At 47.3% G+C, this 17,529-nt stretch carries 15 protein-coding genes and 1 rRNA gene; 6 read left to right on the top strand and 10 right to left on the bottom strand.

Annotated elements, in window-relative coordinates; genetic code table 11:
• The 7 genes from BIW15_RS07455 to trxA all read right to left on the bottom strand — a co-directional run.
• A 16S ribosomal RNA gene (locus tag BIW15_RS07455) occupies positions 1 to 117 on the bottom strand; the annotation flags it as partial.
• 472 nt (positions 118 to 589) lie between these two features.
• Positions 590 to 1,303 (bottom strand): NAD(P)H-flavin reductase, encoded by a 714-nt coding sequence (gene fre, locus BIW15_RS07445; RefSeq protein ID WP_005459134.1) that lies wholly within the window; start codon positions 1,301 to 1,303, stop codon positions 590 to 592.
• 14 nt (positions 1,304 to 1,317) lie between these two features.
• A complete protein-coding gene (locus tag BIW15_RS07440) occupies positions 1,318 to 1,587 on the bottom strand; it encodes a 2Fe-2S iron-sulfur cluster-binding protein (RefSeq protein ID WP_077280753.1) in 270 nt (89 codons plus the stop codon).
• On the bottom strand, positions 1,584 to 3,437 hold the full coding sequence (ubiD, locus tag BIW15_RS07435; protein WP_042763807.1) for a 4-hydroxy-3-polyprenylbenzoate decarboxylase: 1,854 nt from the start codon (positions 3,435 to 3,437) through the stop codon (positions 1,584 to 1,586). Before ubiD ends, BIW15_RS07440 begins: the two co-directional genes overlap by 4 nt.
• 91 nt (positions 3,438 to 3,528) lie before the next feature.
• Positions 3,529 to 4,521 carry a hypothetical protein gene (locus BIW15_RS07430; RefSeq protein ID WP_077280752.1) on the bottom strand — a complete coding sequence of 331 codons (993 nt, stop codon included), beginning with the start codon at positions 4,519 to 4,521 and terminating at the stop codon, positions 3,529 to 3,531.
• A 107-nt stretch (positions 4,522 to 4,628) separates the two neighbouring features.
• On the bottom strand, positions 4,629 to 5,888 hold the full coding sequence (rho, locus tag BIW15_RS07425; RefSeq protein WP_005378757.1) for a transcription termination factor Rho: 1,260 nt from the start codon (positions 5,886 to 5,888) through the stop codon (positions 4,629 to 4,631).
• A gap of 196 nt (positions 5,889 to 6,084) precedes the next feature.
• Entirely contained in the window at positions 6,085 to 6,411 is a 327-nt protein-coding gene (gene trxA, locus BIW15_RS07420) for a thioredoxin TrxA (protein WP_005458583.1), read from the bottom strand.
• A gap of 111 nt (positions 6,412 to 6,522) precedes the next feature.
• On the opposite strand from trxA, the gene rhlB reads away from it, so the two are divergent.
• Positions 6,523 to 7,836, top strand: coding sequence for an ATP-dependent RNA helicase RhlB (gene rhlB, locus BIW15_RS07415; protein WP_005458582.1), 1,314 nt, complete (start codon positions 6,523 to 6,525; stop codon positions 7,834 to 7,836).
• Positions 7,837 to 7,855: 19 nt separating this feature from the next.
• Positions 7,856 to 9,349 (top strand): guanosine-5'-triphosphate,3'-diphosphate diphosphatase, encoded by a 1,494-nt coding sequence (gene gppA, locus BIW15_RS07410; RefSeq protein ID WP_005480964.1) that lies wholly within the window; start codon positions 7,856 to 7,858, stop codon positions 9,347 to 9,349.
• A gap of 196 nt (positions 9,350 to 9,545) precedes the next feature.
• Here gppA and BIW15_RS07405 read toward each other — a convergent pair whose 3' ends face one another.
• From BIW15_RS07405 to recQ, 3 genes are all read right to left on the bottom strand, one after another.
• Positions 9,546 to 10,214: a 7-cyano-7-deazaguanine/7-aminomethyl-7-deazaguanine transporter gene (locus BIW15_RS07405; protein ID WP_005497391.1), complete on the bottom strand. Its 669-nt coding sequence runs from the start codon at positions 10,212 to 10,214 to the stop codon at positions 9,546 to 9,548.
• Between the two features lie 293 nt (positions 10,215 to 10,507).
• Positions 10,508 to 10,813, bottom strand: coding sequence for a DUF3630 family protein (locus BIW15_RS07400; RefSeq protein ID WP_005458579.1), 306 nt, complete (start codon positions 10,811 to 10,813; stop codon positions 10,508 to 10,510).
• A gap of 9 nt (positions 10,814 to 10,822) precedes the next feature.
• Positions 10,823 to 12,658, bottom strand: coding sequence for an ATP-dependent DNA helicase RecQ (gene recQ / locus BIW15_RS07395; protein ID WP_025507678.1), 1,836 nt, complete (start codon positions 12,656 to 12,658; stop codon positions 10,823 to 10,825).
• Positions 12,659 to 12,832: 174 nt separating this feature from the next.
• On the opposite strand from recQ, the gene rarD reads away from it, so the two are divergent.
• The 4 genes from rarD to ggt all read left to right on the top strand — a co-directional run bounded on the left by rarD (position 12,833) and on the right by ggt (position 17,241).
• A complete protein-coding gene (gene rarD, locus BIW15_RS07390; RefSeq protein WP_005497386.1) occupies positions 12,833 to 13,747 on the top strand; it encodes an EamA family transporter RarD in 915 nt (304 codons plus the stop codon).
• A gap of 74 nt (positions 13,748 to 13,821) precedes the next feature.
• Entirely contained in the window at positions 13,822 to 14,619 is a 798-nt protein-coding gene (locus tag BIW15_RS07385; RefSeq protein ID WP_005458575.1) for an AraC family transcriptional regulator, read from the top strand.
• A 91-nt stretch (positions 14,620 to 14,710) separates the two neighbouring features.
• Positions 14,711 to 15,370: a LysE family translocator gene (locus BIW15_RS07380; protein ID WP_029855292.1), complete on the top strand. Its 660-nt coding sequence runs from the start codon at positions 14,711 to 14,713 to the stop codon at positions 15,368 to 15,370.
• Positions 15,371 to 15,480: 110 nt separating this feature from the next.
• Positions 15,481 to 17,241, top strand: coding sequence for a gamma-glutamyltransferase (gene ggt, locus BIW15_RS07375; protein ID WP_077280751.1), 1,761 nt, complete (start codon positions 15,481 to 15,483; stop codon positions 17,239 to 17,241).
• Positions 17,242 to 17,529 lie beyond the last annotated feature (288 nt).

The following is a 17,529-nucleotide window of genomic DNA, read 5'->3' as shown; positions in this document are numbered from 1 at the left end:
CGCCGCTCGACGCCGTTATCCTTCCCCGAAGGTTCAGATAACTCGTTTCCGCTCGACTTGCATGTGTTAGGCCTGCCGCCAGCGTTCAATCTGAGCCATGATCAAACTCTTCAATTTAAGGTTTTGTTCGGCTCAATGAATACTGAACATTACATAAAGTAATGTTTGAATTGACTGTGCTGAATCCGAAGATTCAATGGTCACTTCGTTTCATTGAAACCTAATTTGATACCGAAGTATCGAATTGGATTATCATCAACGAGTGCCCACACAGATTGATAGGTCTATATTATTAAAGAGCTTGCTCTGCGAGAAGTTTTTCTCTCAAAGCGGAGGTGCATTCTAGCGAGATAATTGAAAGAGTCAAACACTTTTTTCAATTTATTTTCTCAGAAGCTTTTTACCTCTCCGACCCTGCTGAAGCCTTATCGCGTCTGCCGTGTCGGTGGATGCGCATTATAGGGAGTTGAGTTCCGAGCGCAACCCTTTTTTGAAAAAAAATGGATAAAACTAGCCGTTCGATGACTATTTCATCAAAAAAGCAAAAAAGAGGGTAAAAAACCCTCTTTTCCTGCCTGAAACGCGGAATTTAAATGAATGCGTACGCGTCTGCAAACATGCGTTCACTCTTCGCTTTTTTATTCTGAGTGAATTGCTCACGAGCTGCGCCCGCCATTTCAAAACGACCTGCAATATAGATATCGTAGTTTTCTAGGCTTTCGAAATCATCACTCACGGCTTGTAGTACATTACCGACTTTCCCTTGCCAATCTGCAGGGGCTTCCTCAACAACCGGAACAAAGTGAACATTTGCGTATTTCTGTGCAAGTTCGAGCAATTCGTCTTTCGCATACAACTGGCAATTATCACGAGCACCCCAATATAAATAGATAGGGTTGGTTTTATTCTGCGCTACGCAATGATCCAGAATCGAACGTACGTAACTAAAACCTGTACCACCAGCGATCAATAACAGCGGGCGTTCACTGTCTTCTTGTACCCACGCATCACCGTGCGGCGCATCGATTTCAATATCATTACCTGTTTCTAACGCAGCTTTCATCGCTTCGACAACTTCGATGGCGTAAGCGTTGTGTTCAGCAGCTCCGATATGAAGTTCTAATTCGCCTTCATGTCGGCAAGGGCTGCTTGCAATCGAGAATGGGCGTTTATCCTTTTCTCCCATCACAACCATCAGGTATTGGCCAGCTTTAAACGCAACTGGAGACTCAGGGTGCAGTAGAATTTGGTAAGTATTACAAGCTAACGGCTGAATAGACTTTACTTTACATTGGATGGTCATGGTGTTCCTCTCGCTTACTCATCAAAAGTAAGCACTAAATTACTTTCTGTATAGGCTTGGCAAGGGAATATCCAACCTTGCTGCTGCTCTTTATTGGTTAGCATGGGTTTGAGGTGGTATGTCACCTCGCCCGATAGCTTTTTACACATGCACATGGCACAAGCGCCAACTTGGCAACGATGTGGGAAGCGAATATTGTTGTTGAGCGCGGCTTCCAACACCGTTTCCCCTTCTTTAACCTCAAATGTTACGTCTATAGGCAGAAGGTGGACTTGATGACTCATAGAATACCTAACTGGTCCCAAATCTCATCGACTTTAGCCACAAGTTTAGGATCTTTTTTAATTGGCGTACCCCACTCACGCGTGACTTCAGATTCGAACTTGTTAGTCGCATCCAGTCCGAGTTTGGACGAACTTTCTGCCTTACCTGATACTTGAGTGGTATCTCTATCCGGATCCATACGAGTGGTCACCGCCCAAATGATGTCATTCCAATCTCGCGCATTGACGTCCTCATCACACAAGATAACGAACTTGTTGTCGGTGTACTGCGCGAAGAAGTCCCACAGGTATTCCATTAATGCTTGAGATTGGCCCGCTTGGTCTTTCTTCATCGTAACGACGGCAAAACGATTATTGGTTGTTGGCGGTAGATAGATATCAATGATCTCTGGACGCTGTTGTTTCAGTGATTCCAAATCGGCTTCTGTTATTACTTTACTGTCTTGCTCACTGATTTGGGGACGTGTTGCAAGTTCCGCATCCCATTTGATAGTCGCATCTAGTCCCATTTTGGAACCTAACCCCACCACTGGCGACGCAAAGTCGAGAGAATCGATTGGCGTGTTGTCTATCATCAAGGTATCGCGCACTGGATCCATATGTTCGGTCATCGCTTTGACGACGTCATTCCAGTCGCGCGCATTTACCGACTCATCACACACAATCACAAACTTGGTGTACATGAACTGACGCAAGAAGGACCACACTCCCATCATCACGCGCTTCGCATGACCTGGGTATTGCTTCTTCATGGTTACAACGGCCATGCGATACGAACAACCTTCTGGCGGTAGGTAGAAGTCTTCAATCTCAGGGAATTGCTTTTGCAGAATTGGCACGAATACTTCATTCAGTGCCACGCCTAATACCGCTGGCTCATCTGGCGGACGACCAGTATAGGTACTGTGATAAATTGGGTCTTTACGCATGGTGATGTGCGTAATGGTAAAGACGTGATGCTTTTCTTTTTCGTTATAGTAGCCAGTGTGATCGCCGTAAGGGCCTTCATCGGCAAACTCGTTCGGGTCGATGTACCCTTCCATGACGATTTCAGCACTTGCTGGGACTTCCAAATCGTTACTGATGGATTTGACCACTTCGGTTTTACTGCCACGCAGCAAACCAGCAAAGGCATATTCTGATAACGTATCCGGCACTGGCGTCACCGCACCAAGGATAGTGGCAGGGTCGGCACCAAACGCCACGGAAACTGGGAACGGCTTACCCGGGTTGGTTTCCATCCAATCACGCAAATCTAACGCGCCACCACGGTGAGCTAGCCAACGCATGATGATTTTGTTTTTGGCGATTTTTTGTTGGCGGTAGATACCGAGGTTCTGACGTTTTTTGTTCGGCCCTTTGGTAACCGTCAAACCCCACGTTAATAGTGGTGCTACGTCTTCCGCCCAGCAACTCATCACCGGAATTCTATCCAAATCGACTTCGTCACCTTGCCACACAATGTCTTGGCATGGCGCTTTACGCAGTCGCTTGGCTGGCATATTCAACACTTGTTTGAATACTGGCAGTTTTTCCAATGCGTCTTTGAAGCCTTTTGGTGGCTCAGGTTCTTTTAAATAAGCCAGCAGTTTGCCGACTTCGCGTAATTCTTTTACGTCTTCACGCCCCATACCTATCGCGACGCGCTCTGGCGTACCAAACAGGTTGGTCAAAACAGGAACGTTGTAGCCGATTGGATTTTCAAACAACAACGCAGGGCCACCAGCACGTAAGGTGCGGTCGCTGATCTCTGTCATTTCGTAAGCGGGATCGACAGGGTGAGTAATGCGTTTAAGTCGACCTTTCTGTTCTAGATGGTCGATAAATTCGCGTAAATCCTTAAAACTCATAGGCCTTCATGCTGGCTGATTAAACTGTCCGCAGTATAACAAATAGGAGGACGCTAAGATCCTCCTATTTTGTGTGGGTATGTGAGCAGGGTTACTTTAGTACTTGCTCGATCTGACGAGCCTTGACTTGGCGGTTACTTGAAATTAATTCTTCAAGCCATGTTTGGTGGCCTTGTTGAGCCAGTTGACGAGCGACCAGTGTCGCTTCTTCAGATAATGCCATTTTCGCAATAAGAAACTGTTTCACTTCCGGCGATAATGGATTGGATTTGGTGAGTAAGCGAATCGCGTGAGGTTTGAGGCTTGGGTTGATCGTGGCATTCATCAACTGCTGCAAAGAGAAAGCATCTCCTGTATCAGCTAAGCGCTTGAGTTCCTGTTGGCTATTGTAATCGGCGCGCATTCGCCATAGTAAATCGTACATGGCTTTGTCTTGGCTGACTTGCGCCATACAAACGACCACTGCTGTGGACGGTAGCCAACTGGTGACATTCGCTTGAGTTAACTGCGTCGTTAAGGCTTTTAACGCACTTGGCGATAAGCTATCTAGCTCACGAATGAGCAAGGATTCTCTCGTCTGAATTTGTTGAGACGTCCCCGTTAACCACTGCTGCAGGTTTAACTCTTTTCGTTCAGCTTGCAGCACAAAATCTAACGTGCTTTGGTCTTGTTTCCAACGCTTAATTAAACGACTCGCAATCGCTGGGTAATTGAATGCGGGTACACTGAATTCATAGCCATCGCCTCGCTCCAACATTTGATACGTGGGTGTCAAACGAACTTGCGATTCCACGAACAGTGCCATGCGCGGGGTAAGTATGATGTTTTGCTGTTCTAATTTTTCCAACAGGCGAAAACGCACCACTTCTTGCTGAGGAAAAGCGAGCCGATCGAGGGAAAATTTAAGCGAATCAACCTCATCTCTGACCACGTACTCAAGGAGTTCAGAAACTTTGGTTTGAATTTGAGTATCCTGAAGCCACTGTTCTACCACAGACTCCTGCATTTCCTTCGCAGAAACGGCCACGGGTAGAGTGAGCAGTGACAAGCTCAGGAGTAATGACGACAACATTCCTTGTTGCATGTTAACCTCCCGATAACATTTGTTCTCATTCTGCTGCTTCTATTGATAGAAAGCAATAAAAAAGCCACCATTTTTGTGGTGGCTTTTTCAAAATAAGAACTCAGTTATTACTGACGACGCATCGCATCGAAGAACTCATCATTCGTCTTCGTCATTGCTAGCTTATCGATTAGGAATTCCATTGCGTCGATTTCGCCCATTGGGTGAACGATCTTACGCAGAATCCACATCTTCTGTAGTTCGTCAGTCTTCGTCAGTAGCTCTTCACGACGTGTACCTGAGCGGTTGAAGTCAATCGCAGGGAATACACGCTTCTCAGCAATCTTACGGTTCAAGTGCAGTTCCATGTTACCTGTACCCTTGAACTCTTCGTAGATAACTTCATCCATTTTAGAACCAGTATCGACTAGTGCCGTTGCGATGATAGTTAGGCTGCCGCCTTCTTCTACGTTACGTGCCGCACCGAAGAAACGCTTAGGACGGTGCAATGCGTTTGCATCCACACCACCTGTCAGTACTTTACCTGATGAAGGTACTACGGTGTTGTAAGCACGAGCTAGACGAGTGATAGAGTCAAGCAGGATAACCACGTCTTTCTTGTGTTCAACAAGACGTTTTGCTTTCTCGATTACCATTTCTGCCACTTGTACGTGACGAGATGCTGGCTCATCGAAAGTCGACGCGACTACTTCACCTTTAACTAGACGCTGCATCTCGGTTACTTCTTCTGGACGTTCGTCGATAAGAAGTACCATCAACTCACACTCTGGATGGTTGTATGCGATGCTTTGAGCGATATTTTGCAGAAGCATTGTCTTACCCGCTTTTGGCGGAGCAACAATCAGACCACGTTGACCTTTACCGATAGGCGATGCCAAGTCTAAAACACGTGCTGTGATGTCTTCTGTAGAACCGTTACCACGCTCCATTACCATGCGTTCATTCGCATGCAGAGGGGTAAGGTTTTCAAATAGGATCTTGTTACGAGCGTTGTCTGGTTTGTCGTCGTTAACTGTATTGACTTTTAGAAGGGCAAAGTAGCGTTCACCGTCTTTTGGTGGGCGAATTTTACCAGCAATTGAGTCACCAGTACGTAGGTTAAAACGACGAATCTGACTTGGTGATACGTAGATGTCGTCCGGACCAGCAAGGTACGAACTGTCTGCACTGCGTAGGAAACCAAAGCCGTCTTGCAGAATTTCCAGAACCCCATCGCCAAAGATGTCTTCGCCGCCTTTAGCGTGCGCTTTTAAAATCGCGAAGATGATGTCTTGTTTTCTTAAGCGAGCTAGGTTCTCTAGTCCTAAGCTTTCGCCCAGTTTTACAAGGTCAGACACAGGTCTGTTCTTCAGTTCGGTAAGGTTCATGGTGGTGGATTCTTGTTTAGTCAAAATAAGATCTGTTTTCTAGTTAAGATGGATTTGGTCTCAGGATCGACCAAGAAGAGAAATTTGTTCAATTAACGCGCGATAAGTTAGCACTAATTAATATTCTAGTCCAGAGTTAGAAAAACAAAACCGCGCATTGTTACATTGCACGGTTTTATCTGTAATCACTTGGTGATTATAAGTTTGCGTCCAAGAACTCTTTAAGCTGAGTCTTAGACAAAGCACCAACTTTCGTTGCCGCTACGTTGCCGTCTTTGAATAACAGTAGCGTTGGAATACCGCGAATACCAAACTTAGGCGGCGTGCCTGCGTTATGGTCGATGTTTAGTTTACCGATAGTGAGTTTGCCTTCGTACTCTTCAGCGATTTCGTCCAGGATAGGAGCGATCATTTTACAAGGACCACACCATTCTGCCCAAAAATCTACGAGAACTGGGCCTGCAGCATTGATTACATCGTTTTCAAAACCGTCATCAGTTAGCTGCAAAATCTTATCACTCATCTTCCACTCCAATGTGTTTTTCGAAACTGGTTGGATGATAACCAGTAATTAGATGCCCTATTGGAATGTATTTACTTTCGTATTGCAAGCTTTAGCTGATATTCTATAGCCATGAAAAAGACGCATATCACAGAGCAAAAGTTCGCCGATTTGGGTTTACAGCCCCAAGTTACTGAAGGATTGGAAAAAAAAGGGTTCGAATATTGTACCCCTATCCAAGCCTTGGCGTTGCCGGTACTGCTCACCGGCCAAGACATCGCAGGCCAGGCCCAAACGGGCACTGGTAAAACGCTTGCGTTTTTAACTGCAACCTTCAACCACCTACTTACGACACCTGAGCACGAAGGCCGTCAACCAACGCAACCGCGCGCAATTATTATGGCGCCAACGCGTGAGCTAGCGATTCAGATCTTCAACGATGCTGAGCCGCTGATTGCAAGCACAGGTCTAAAAGCCGCATTAGCTTACGGTGGCGAAAGCTACGATAAGCAACTTGCGAAGCTACAAGATGGCGTAGACATTCTTATCGGCACGACTGGCCGTATCATCGATTTCTACAAACAGCGCGTTTTCAACCTAAACAACATTCAAGCAGTTGTGTTAGATGAAGCTGACCGCATGTTCGATCTTGGCTTTATTAAAGACATTCGTTTCTTGTTCCGTCGTATGCCTGAGCCAAAAGAGCGTTTGAACATGTTGTTCTCTGCGACTTTGTCTTACCGTGTACAAGAGTTGGCTTTCGAACACATGCACAATCCTGAGCATGTTGTGGTTGAGCCAGCACAAAAAACCGGTCACCGTATCCAAGAAGAGCTGTTCTACCCATCTAATGAAGACAAGATGGCTCTACTTCAAACTCTGATTGAAGAAGAATGGCCAGATCGCGCAATCGTGTTTGCGAACACCAAACATAAATGTGAGTCAGTTTGGGGCCACTTGGCGGCAGATGGTCACCGCGTTGGCCTACTAACAGGTGATGTTCCACAGAAGAAACGTGAAAAGATTCTTGAGCAATTTACTAAAGGTGATGTCGACATTCTTGTTGCGACTGACGTTGCAGCCCGTGGGCTACACATTCCTCAAGTAACGCACGTATTCAACTATGACCTGCCTGACGATTGTGAAGATTACGTACACCGCATTGGTCGTACGGGTCGTGCGGGCGCGAGCGGTCACTCAATCAGCTTTGCGTGTGAAGAATACGCAATCAACTTGCCTGCGATTGAAGAATACATCGAACACACCATTCCTGTGTCGGAATACGATGCATCAGCTCTGATTCAAGATCTGCCTGCGCCAATCCGCATGCGTGCGCCGCGCGTTCAGCAACGCCGCACCAACACCGGTGGTACTCGCTCTGGTAACCGTAAGCCTCAAGGACGTCGTCCTCGTCAGCCACGTCAATCAGCGCCGAAACAATCATAAAAGGAAACTGAAGTCGTTTATGAGTCAAGCAGGATCATCACCGCTATACGCAGCCATCGACCTCGGGTCGAACAGTTTTCACATGCTCGTTGTGCGTCACATCGATGGCAGCGTTCAAACAATGGCTAAAATTAAGCGCAAAGTTCGTCTAGCGGCGGGCTTAGATGAACATAATTCTCTTAGTATGGAAGCTATGCAGCGAGGATGGGACTGCTTAAGTCTATTTGCGGAACGCTTGCAGGATATTCCTACACAAAACATTCGCATTGTCGGCACAGCGACTTTACGTACTGCCACCAATGTGGATGTATTTCTAGAGAAAGCGAACCAGATTCTGGGGCAGCCAATCGAAGTCATCTCTGGTGAAGAAGAAGCAGCCACTATCTATAAAGGTGTTGCCCACACGTCAGGTGGTAGTGGTCGTCGCCTTGTGGTTGATATTGGTGGCGCGAGCACTGAGCTGATTATTGGCGAAGGTTTTGAAGCGAAAGCCCTCACCAGCCTAAAAATGGGCTGCGTGACATGGTTGGAGAACTTCTTTAAAGATCGCCAACTGAATGCCCGTAACTTCGAAGCTGCGATTGAAGGCGCAAAGCAAACCATCAAGCCAATCTTAGAACAGTACACCGATCTTGGTTGGGATGTGTGCGTAGGTGCATCTGGTACCGTTCAGGCGCTACAAGAAATCATGCTGGCGCAGGGTATGGACGAAGTAATTACTCACTCCAAACTTAAGCGTTTACAAAAGCAAGCCATGCTAGCCGATCATTTGGAAGAGCTCGACATCGAAGGTTTAACGCTTGAGCGTGCCTTGGTCTTCCCTAGCGGCCTGTCTATTCTTATCGCGATTTTTGAGTTACTTGAAATCGATGCGATGACACTCGCGGGCGGCGCACTGCGTGAAGGCTTGGTTTATGAAATGGTCGACGAGCTGCGTCAAAATGACATTCGTGCTCGCACCATTTGTAGCGTGCAAAGCCGTTATCAGCTTGATTGCCAATATGGTGAACAAGTGGCAACGCTGGCAGGTAAGCTTTTAGAGCAAGCCGGTGGCGATGAGTGGATTGCCGAGCCTCAAGGTAAAGTTCTGCTCGAAACCACAGCAAAATTGCACGAAATTGGCCTAACCATCGACTTTAAAAAAGGCGGTGAACATAGTGCTTACTTACTGCAAAACCTCGATTTGCCAGGCTATACACGTGCGCAGAAGTTCTTTATTGGTGAAATTGCACGCCGTTACCGCGAGCAGCTAAGCTCACTACCAGAGCAACATGCTATATCTGGAACAAGTGCCAAACGCGTGCTGCGTTTGCTGCGTCTTGCGGTTCTACTGACCCACCGCCGCAACCCAAGCTTAGAACCACAAGTCGAGCTATTGGCTGAAGGTGATAAACTGACGTTGAGCATTGATGCGAAATGGCTAGAAGCTAACCCGCTTACGGCTGCTGAGTTAGAAATAGAATCGAACCGTCAAACAGACATTGGTTGGCCATTAACGATTACCGCTTGCTAATGATTGTTATCGAGTAAAAAGGCTCCTTATGGAGCCTTTTTGTTATTTGGCATTCCAATGTACAGTGCTTGGAGCTTTAGAACACCCATGATCTTATTGCTCTTTGTGCTGTACAACGAGACTCGTACCCGTCCTTCAAATACAAAAAAGCCGCTGGATTCAGCGGCTTTTTGTTATTCACATTCAATCAGCGAGATTACGCAGCCGTACTCACTTTGAAGTCTGGGTTTACTGCGGTTAGCTTCTTAATCAGATAATTCAGTAATACACCGTACATTGGGACAAACAAGCCAAGGCTGATCACCAACTTGAAGCCGTAATCCACCAGCGCGATTTCCGTCCAATGCTCAGCCATAAATGGATCTGGACTTTGGTAGAATGCAATCGCAAAGAACGCGATGGTATCTAGCGCATTACCAAAGAGTGTCGAACACGTTGGAGCTACCCACCACTGCTTCATTTGGCGTAGACGGTTGAACACATGCACATCCATGATCTGACCAAGTAAGTAAGCCATGAAACTCGCAATCGCAATACGTGCGACAAACAGGTTAAATTCCCCTAGATGGCTAAATCCTTGGAACTGACCTTCAAAGAACACAACCGAAAGGAAGTAAGACACCGCTAACGCAGGCAACATCACTAAGAAGATGATCTTACGCGCTAACTGAGCACCAAAAATACGAACAGTTAAGTCTGTCGCTAGGAAGATAAATGGGAAGGTAAATGCGCCCCAAGTGGTGTGCAGACCGAAGATAGTAAACGGTAGCTGAACCAGATAATTGCTGGATGCAATAATGACTAGATGGAATAAAACCAGATAGATAAGGGCGTTGCGCTGCTGCGCAGGGGTAAAGTTACTCATGCGATACCTTTTTAGTTTGGTTTGGGGGCGAGGGAACCCAAATCGAGCATTTTCATTAACGAAAACGACTCTTACCAACAATGTAAAATGAAAATTCAAATCGGCTTCACTCATTCCAAGCGAAGCGGTGGGCGATTATACATTAACCAATTGCGCTCGCAAGCGGTGCTTTTTACGCAAACGTTTATCCGATAATTTCACCTTTACACCAAAGAATTGGGCGAAAAACGAAAAAGGGTGTTTCATGTGAAACACCCTATAAGGAAATGATTTAAAGAGTTGATAAGTTGAGTTTAGAAGCCGCGTTGAAATAATCCAGCAAGATAATCGAGCTCTTCCCTACTCTCTTCAATGTTCAGCGCTTCAAACCAAATCGCTTCACTGTAATGCTCCGCTTTCATAAATAAGCGGCAACCTTCAAAATCGATCAGCCAAGAGTGGATATCCGCATCCCACTGTTTTTCGATTACCGTCGCAGAGAGTAAACCCACCAAACGCTCACCTAACGCCGGAAAGGTGTCTAAATCAAATCTTGGGGCTGCAATCAGCAAACGACCTTCTTCGGCAATGTATTCTGTTAGGCCAAATTCCTTCTGCATTTTGGTTCCTTATCCGTGGTGAGTGATGTGTTCTTGAATCAGATCCAAGAATGGATCGGCATATTTTTCTAATTTACGTTGACCTACCCCGCTCACCGCCAGCATTTCGCCATACGACGTTGGCAGAATCTCCGCCATATCAATCAAGGTCGCATCACTAAATACAACGTATGGTGGTAAGCCATCTTCATCGGCAATCGACTTACGCAGCTTGCGTAATTTCGCAAACAGCTTCTTATCGTAGTTTTTGCTGGTCAGTTTGTCCGACTTCGCAGCGCGTGCAGTGGTATCCAAACGAGGAACCGCTAGCTCGAGCGACACATCCCCGCGCAATAATGGTCGAGCTTCCTCGGTCAGTTGCAACGTCGAGTTTCGAGTAATGTTTTGAAACAGCAGCCCTTTGTGGATTAACTGGCGGAAGATACTCACCCAGTAATCATGGCTGTGATCGCGGCCAATGCCGTATGTAGAGATCTTATCGTGGCCATGTTCACGCACGCGGATATTTTGCATACCACGCAGCACCTCAACCACATACGTCATACCAAAGCTTTGGTTAACGCGGTAAACACACGACAACGCTTTTCGCGCTTCTTCTGTCGCATCAAAATGTTTGGGTGGATCGAGGCAGATATCGCAGTTACCACAAGGCTTCTCGCGGTATTCACCAAAGTAGTTGAGCAGAACCTGACGACGACAGGTTTGCGCTTCTGCAAAGGCACTCATCGCATTAAGTTTATGGCTTTCTACTTGCTTTTGCGGTCCATCGTCTTTTTCATCCAGCATGCGGCGTAGCCAACTGATGTCTGCGGGGTCGTACAACATCATCGCTTCAGCAGGTAAACCATCTCGCCCTGCTCGTCCCGTTTCTTGGTAGTAGGATTCAATATTGCGCGGAATATCAAAGTGCACCACAAAACGGACGTTCGGCTTGTTGATGCCCATACCAAAGGCAACCGTCGCGACCACGATTTGAATGTCATCACGCTGAAACGCCTCTTGAACGTAAGCACGCTCATCAGCGTCCATCCCTGCATGATAGCCCGCCGCACGGATGTGGTTGTTGCACAACTTCTCCGTCACCATTTCGACTTTCTTACGGCTACCACAGTAAATGATGCCGCAATTGCCCTTTTGGGTGTCGAGATAACGAATGATCTGAGAAATCGGCTTATGCTTCTCGACCAGGTTGTAGCGGATATTCGGACGGTCAAAACTGCCTAAGTGGACATGAGGTTCATGCAAACGTAAGCGTTCAAGAATGTCGCGACGTGTAGCGTCATCCGCAGTGGCGGTGAGCGCCATAAATGGCACATGCGAAAAATGCTGCTTTAGCTGACCCAGCGCGGCGTATTCAGGACGGAAATCGTGTCCCCATTGCGAGATACAGTGCGCTTCATCCACCGCAATCATCGCCAAGGGCAGATTTTCGAGGCGCTCGATGAAGTCACGCATCAACACGCGTTCTGGTGAGACGTAAACCAATTTGAGTTGACCGCTGTGCATGCGGTTATACACACTCAGCAGCTCTTCACGACTCATGGTGGAGTTCACACACTCTGCCGCAACGCCGTTAGCCTTGAGCTGATCGACCTGGTCTTTCATCAAAGAAATCAGCGGCGAAATCACCAAGGTGATGCCACTACGAACCAGCGCAGGTATCTGATAGCAAAGAGATTTGCCACCACCTGTCGGCATGATCACTAGACTGTCTTTGCCCTCGACCGCCGATTCGATGACCTCTTGCTGGCCATCACGAAACGTTTGATAACCGAAAACTTCCTCCAACACACGTTGAGGCGTTACCGGTGAGTCTGATTGTTCGGCTAACAAAGTTGAGGTCATGAAAAATCTCAGATTGGGTGATGTAGAAATGCTTTTGCATGCCACCAGCACACAAAGTGAGGGCACATTGTAATGGGGTTTCATGGCGAATAAAACCGCAAATTGTTAGGTGTTTCACACCACGGCTCGTATACTGATTTTCTGCTCTATAAACACACAATTAGGTGACACTTCATGACACCAGAAGAACAACAGCGCGCGCGGCAAGGTGTCCTGCTTGCGGTTGGCGCGTACACGATGTGGGGCATTGCGCCCATGTACTTTAAATCGATAGCACAAGTGTCTCCTCTCGAGATCCTAAGCCACCGAGTGATTTGGTCTTTCTTTTTGCTTGCCGCACTTCTTCATTTTGGCCGTCACTGGCGCTCGGTTTATCACATCGCCACAGATAAAAAGAAAATCGCGTATTTGCTTTCCAGTTCGGTATTGATTGGTGGCAACTGGCTGATCTTCATTTGGGCGGTTAACTCCAATCACATGCTGGATGCCAGCTTAGGCTATTACATCAACCCGCTGATTAACGTGTTGCTCGGTATGGTGTTCTTGGGCGAACGACTACGTAAGCTGCAATGGTTTGCTGTGGTATTGGCAGGATGTGGCGTTTTGGTGCAGTTGATCGTCTTTGGTTCGGTGCCAATTGTAGCGATGGCGTTGGCGATGAGCTTCGGTTTTTACGGTTTGCTACGTAAGAAAGTCGCGGTGGATGCTCAAACGGGTTTGTTTGTCGAAACGCTAATCTTATTACCCGCTGCCGCCGTTTATCTTCTGTTTATTGCCAGTTCACCAACGGCAAACATGATTGAAAACCCATGGCAGCTCAATACGTTGTTGATTGCAGCAGGTGTGGTGACGACCTTGCCATTGCTGTGCTTCACTGGTGCCGCGACTCGCCTCAAATTATCAACGCTCGGCTTTTTCCAGTACATCGGCCCTAGCCTGATGTTCTTGCTTGCAGTGTTAATTTACGGCGAGACCTTCACGATGGATAAAGCGATTACGTTCGCCTTTATTTGGGGAGCTCTTGTGGTATTTAGCTTCGATGGGCTGCGCAACAATCGCCGTTCACGCCGAGCCATTCAGTCACAGTGATCGTTTTTTACAAGACAATCTAACAATTGATGGATAAGCTTGGTCATTATGTGACCAAGCTTTTTTTGTATGTAATGGAACAGATTCAATACTACGCGACCGACCATGACCAACTGAGTCTGATCGAGGCGAAATACCAAAAGTTTGCCTTTCAACGGCACTATCATTTGGATTTTCACCTCGGCTTGATCACGCATGGTGAGCAGAAGTTTCATTATCAAGGCTCTCATCACCAAGTCGGTCATGGGCAAATCGTTATTATGCCGCCCGATGAACTGCACGACGGCCAATCTAAGCTTGCCAGTGGCTATCAAGTGAATGTTTTTTCGATCGAACCACACTTACTTAGCGATCTGGCAGATCTTAAGCAAAATGGTCAAATTATCCGCTTTAATGAGTTGATCATCTCCGATCCACAGATATTTTCACAACTTAGTAACTTACATGCTCTGTTGAGACGCGAAAATCTCAGTCAATTGACCAAAGATTGTCTTCCGTTTGAGGGATTTAACCAACTTTTTGATCGCTACGGATCGCTGGCAAGGCAAAAAGTCATTCCATTAGGTAAGCAATCTCTCAACACCTTAAAAGATTACTTAATGGCAAACCTCGACCAATCGGTACGGCTGGAGTCTCTTTCTGAGCTTTGCCAGCTAAGCCCGACTCAATTTCAACGCCATTTCAAAGCGCAAACCGGCATGACACCGTATGCGTGGTTTGCCCGTTTACGACTCGAGCAAGGGATGAAGCTACTACAAGCAGGACAATGCGGTACTGAAGTCGCGCATCAAATTGGTTTTTACGATCAGGCACATTTCAGCAAAGCCTTTAAGCAGACTTATGGCGTCTCTCCGTCTCAAGTCACTCGATAACAGCACGCTCATCTTAGGCTGTCAGTTTTTTACAAGCGCATGCCACAACAAGCCTCCACAATAGCTGCATTGGTAATCTTTGAGATGTGTTATGAATGAATCCACTATCCTGCTGACATTGGCCAGCATTCACTTTATTGCCTTAATGAGCCCAGGCCCCGACTTCGCATTAGTGGTGCAAAATGCCACGCGTCATGGTCGCCAGACGGGCTTATACATCGCTCTTGGCTTATCCGTTGGTATTTTGCTGCACTCGTTGTTCAGCCTGACTGGTGTGAGCTACCTTGTGCATCAACATCCTTTGCTGTATTCGGTATTACAACTGCTAGGTGGCAGTTACCTGCTTTACCTCGGTGTTGGGGCCCTGCGCGGCGTGATCGCTACGATCAAAAACCCGCAAACGGATCAACAAAATAAAACAAACAGCTTCGTGATCAGCAACAAACGTCAGGCTTTTGCCAAAGGTTTTGCGACCAACATTCTCAACCCCAAAGCACTGGTTTTCTTCATCAGCTTGATGTCGAGCTTGGTGCCAGCCGGAATGTCGGTCTCAGGCAAAAGCATCGCGTTAGTTATCCTGTTCAGCTTGTCTCTGGTTTGGTTTTCTAGCTTGGCGTGGATGCTCTCAACGCAACGTTTACAACGTCGATTACAACAAACAGGCATCTACATCGATGGCATCTGTGGTGTGGTGTTTACCCTCGTTGGCGGCAGTATCTTGGTGCAAACCATCAGCACGTTAATCGGTTAACTCTCTGATTTAAAAGCGTCGCACACCCGACATTTATTAAAAAGCTGACTCGACGATCTTCTCCATGGCTGCCAAGCTAAACAATCAAACTGGCAACATGGAGAGTCATCATGCAATGGACGTTCAACCGACTCGTGTCTACGGGTCTTTTTCTTAGCGCCTCTATCACCCACACCGCGTTTGCAAACCAAGCCACCGATGCGATTGCCCCAGAGCAAAGTACTGGGCTTGAGCACAAACAACTGGTCAAAGCCAAAGACTATATGGTGACAGCAGCGAACCCAATTGCTACCCAAGCAGGTGCTGATGTACTGGAGCAAGGCGGCAATGCCATTGATGCTATGGTGGCGGTACAACTGATGCTTGGCTTAGTCGAACCACAGTCTTCCGGCATTGGTGGCGGCGCATTTTTGGTGTATTGGGATGGCGAACAACAAAAGCTCACCACTTATGATGGTCGAGAAACTGCGCCCCTCGCCGCAACCCCAACACTGTTTTTGGACGACCAAGGCCAGCCGCTGCAATTCTATGATGCGGTTGTAGGTGGACGATCTGTCGCGACGCCGGGCACCGTCAAACTGTTGTGGGATACCCACCAAAAATACGGCAAGCTGGAATGGAAAAAGATCATTCAGCCAGTGATCAACTTGGCTGAGGAAGGTTTTGCCGTCAGTCCTCGTCTCGCCAGTTTGATTGCCAACGACGCCGAGCGTTTATCACGTTTTCCGACCACAAAAGCGTATTTCTTTAACGCCGATGGCTCACCAAAAGCCGAAGGCACACGATTAAAGAATCCAGAATACGCGCAAACCTTGCAAGCCATCGCCAAGCAAGGTGCTCAAGCCTTCTATCAAGGTGATATTGCCAAAGACATTATCGCAACCGTGCAAACCTCAGTGGGTAACCCGGGCGTGTTGGCACAACAAGATTTTGATACTTACCGCATCAAACAGAGAGAGCCCGTTTGTGCGGCTTATCAAAGCTACGACATCTGCGGCATGGGGCCACCAAGCTCAGGCGCGCTAACTGTCGGGCAGATCTTGGCTATCACCGAGCAATACGACCTCAAAGGCTGGGGACCAGACAGCGCCAAATCTTGGCAGGTCATTGCGGACGCATCTGGTCTCGCGTTTGCTGATCGCGGTAAGTACATGGCCGATCAAGACTATGTACCCATGCCAACCGAAGGTTTGTTGGACAAAGACTATCTCAAACAACGTGCCGAACTGATTCAGGTCGGCAAAGCACTGACGAAAGTGGAAGCCGGTAACCCACCGTGGTCACATGCAATGAATCTCAGTATGGATGAATCGATAGAACTTCCTTCCACCAGCCATTTCAACATCGTCGATAAGCAAGGCAATGTGGTTTCAATGACCACCACCATCGAGAACGCTTTTGGCTCGCGCTTAATGGTTCGCGGCTTCCTGCTCAATAACGAGCTGACAGACTTTTCTTTCCGCACTCATCAAGATGGCGCGCCAATCGCCAACCGATTAGAACCGGGCAAACGTCCTCGCTCCTCCATGGCTCCGACCATCATCATGAAAGATGATCAACCATACATGGCAATTGGTTCACCGGGCGGCAGTCGCATTATCGGCTACGTGGCACAAGCCATCATTGCTCATACTCAATGGGATATGGACATTCAGCAAGCGATCAACCAACCAAGAGTGTTAAACCGTTTTGGTACAGTCGACCTCGAGCAAGATAGCGCAGCAACTCAGTTGCAACCGGCACTCGAAAAGATGGGCTTTAAGACCGAAATTCGCGATTTAAATTCCGGTTTACACGCCATTCGCATCACTGAAAATGGCTTAGAAGGTGCTGCGGATCCACGCCGAGAAGGTGCAGCCATCGGAAAATAGTAGCCTTTCGCTCGGCCCTTTGTGCGAGATCTCTCACAAAGGGTTGAGTAAAACTCTCTTTTTTAGCAGTAAAAGCACCCCAAACGAACCATAACCTATTGAATAATATAAGTACGTGCAGTTTTTAAACGTTTGCGGAATAAAAAAATGTGAACTTGCACCGTTGTTGGATAGCGCCAAAAACGTAATATTAAACCTGTCGGAAGGATGCTGACACGGAACAGGAAACACCACGGATTTGGTGAACTTCAGGAAGAAGAAACGGTTATTCAGGATGAATAGTCGGGC

This window comes from Vibrio sp. SALL6, from assembly GCF_002002385.1.
GTDB classification, from domain to species: domain Bacteria; phylum Pseudomonadota; class Gammaproteobacteria; order Enterobacterales; family Vibrionaceae; genus Vibrio; species Vibrio parahaemolyticus.
The sequence above is the reverse complement of the archived record's forward strand: the minus strand, read 5'-3'. Positions and strand labels throughout refer to the sequence as shown.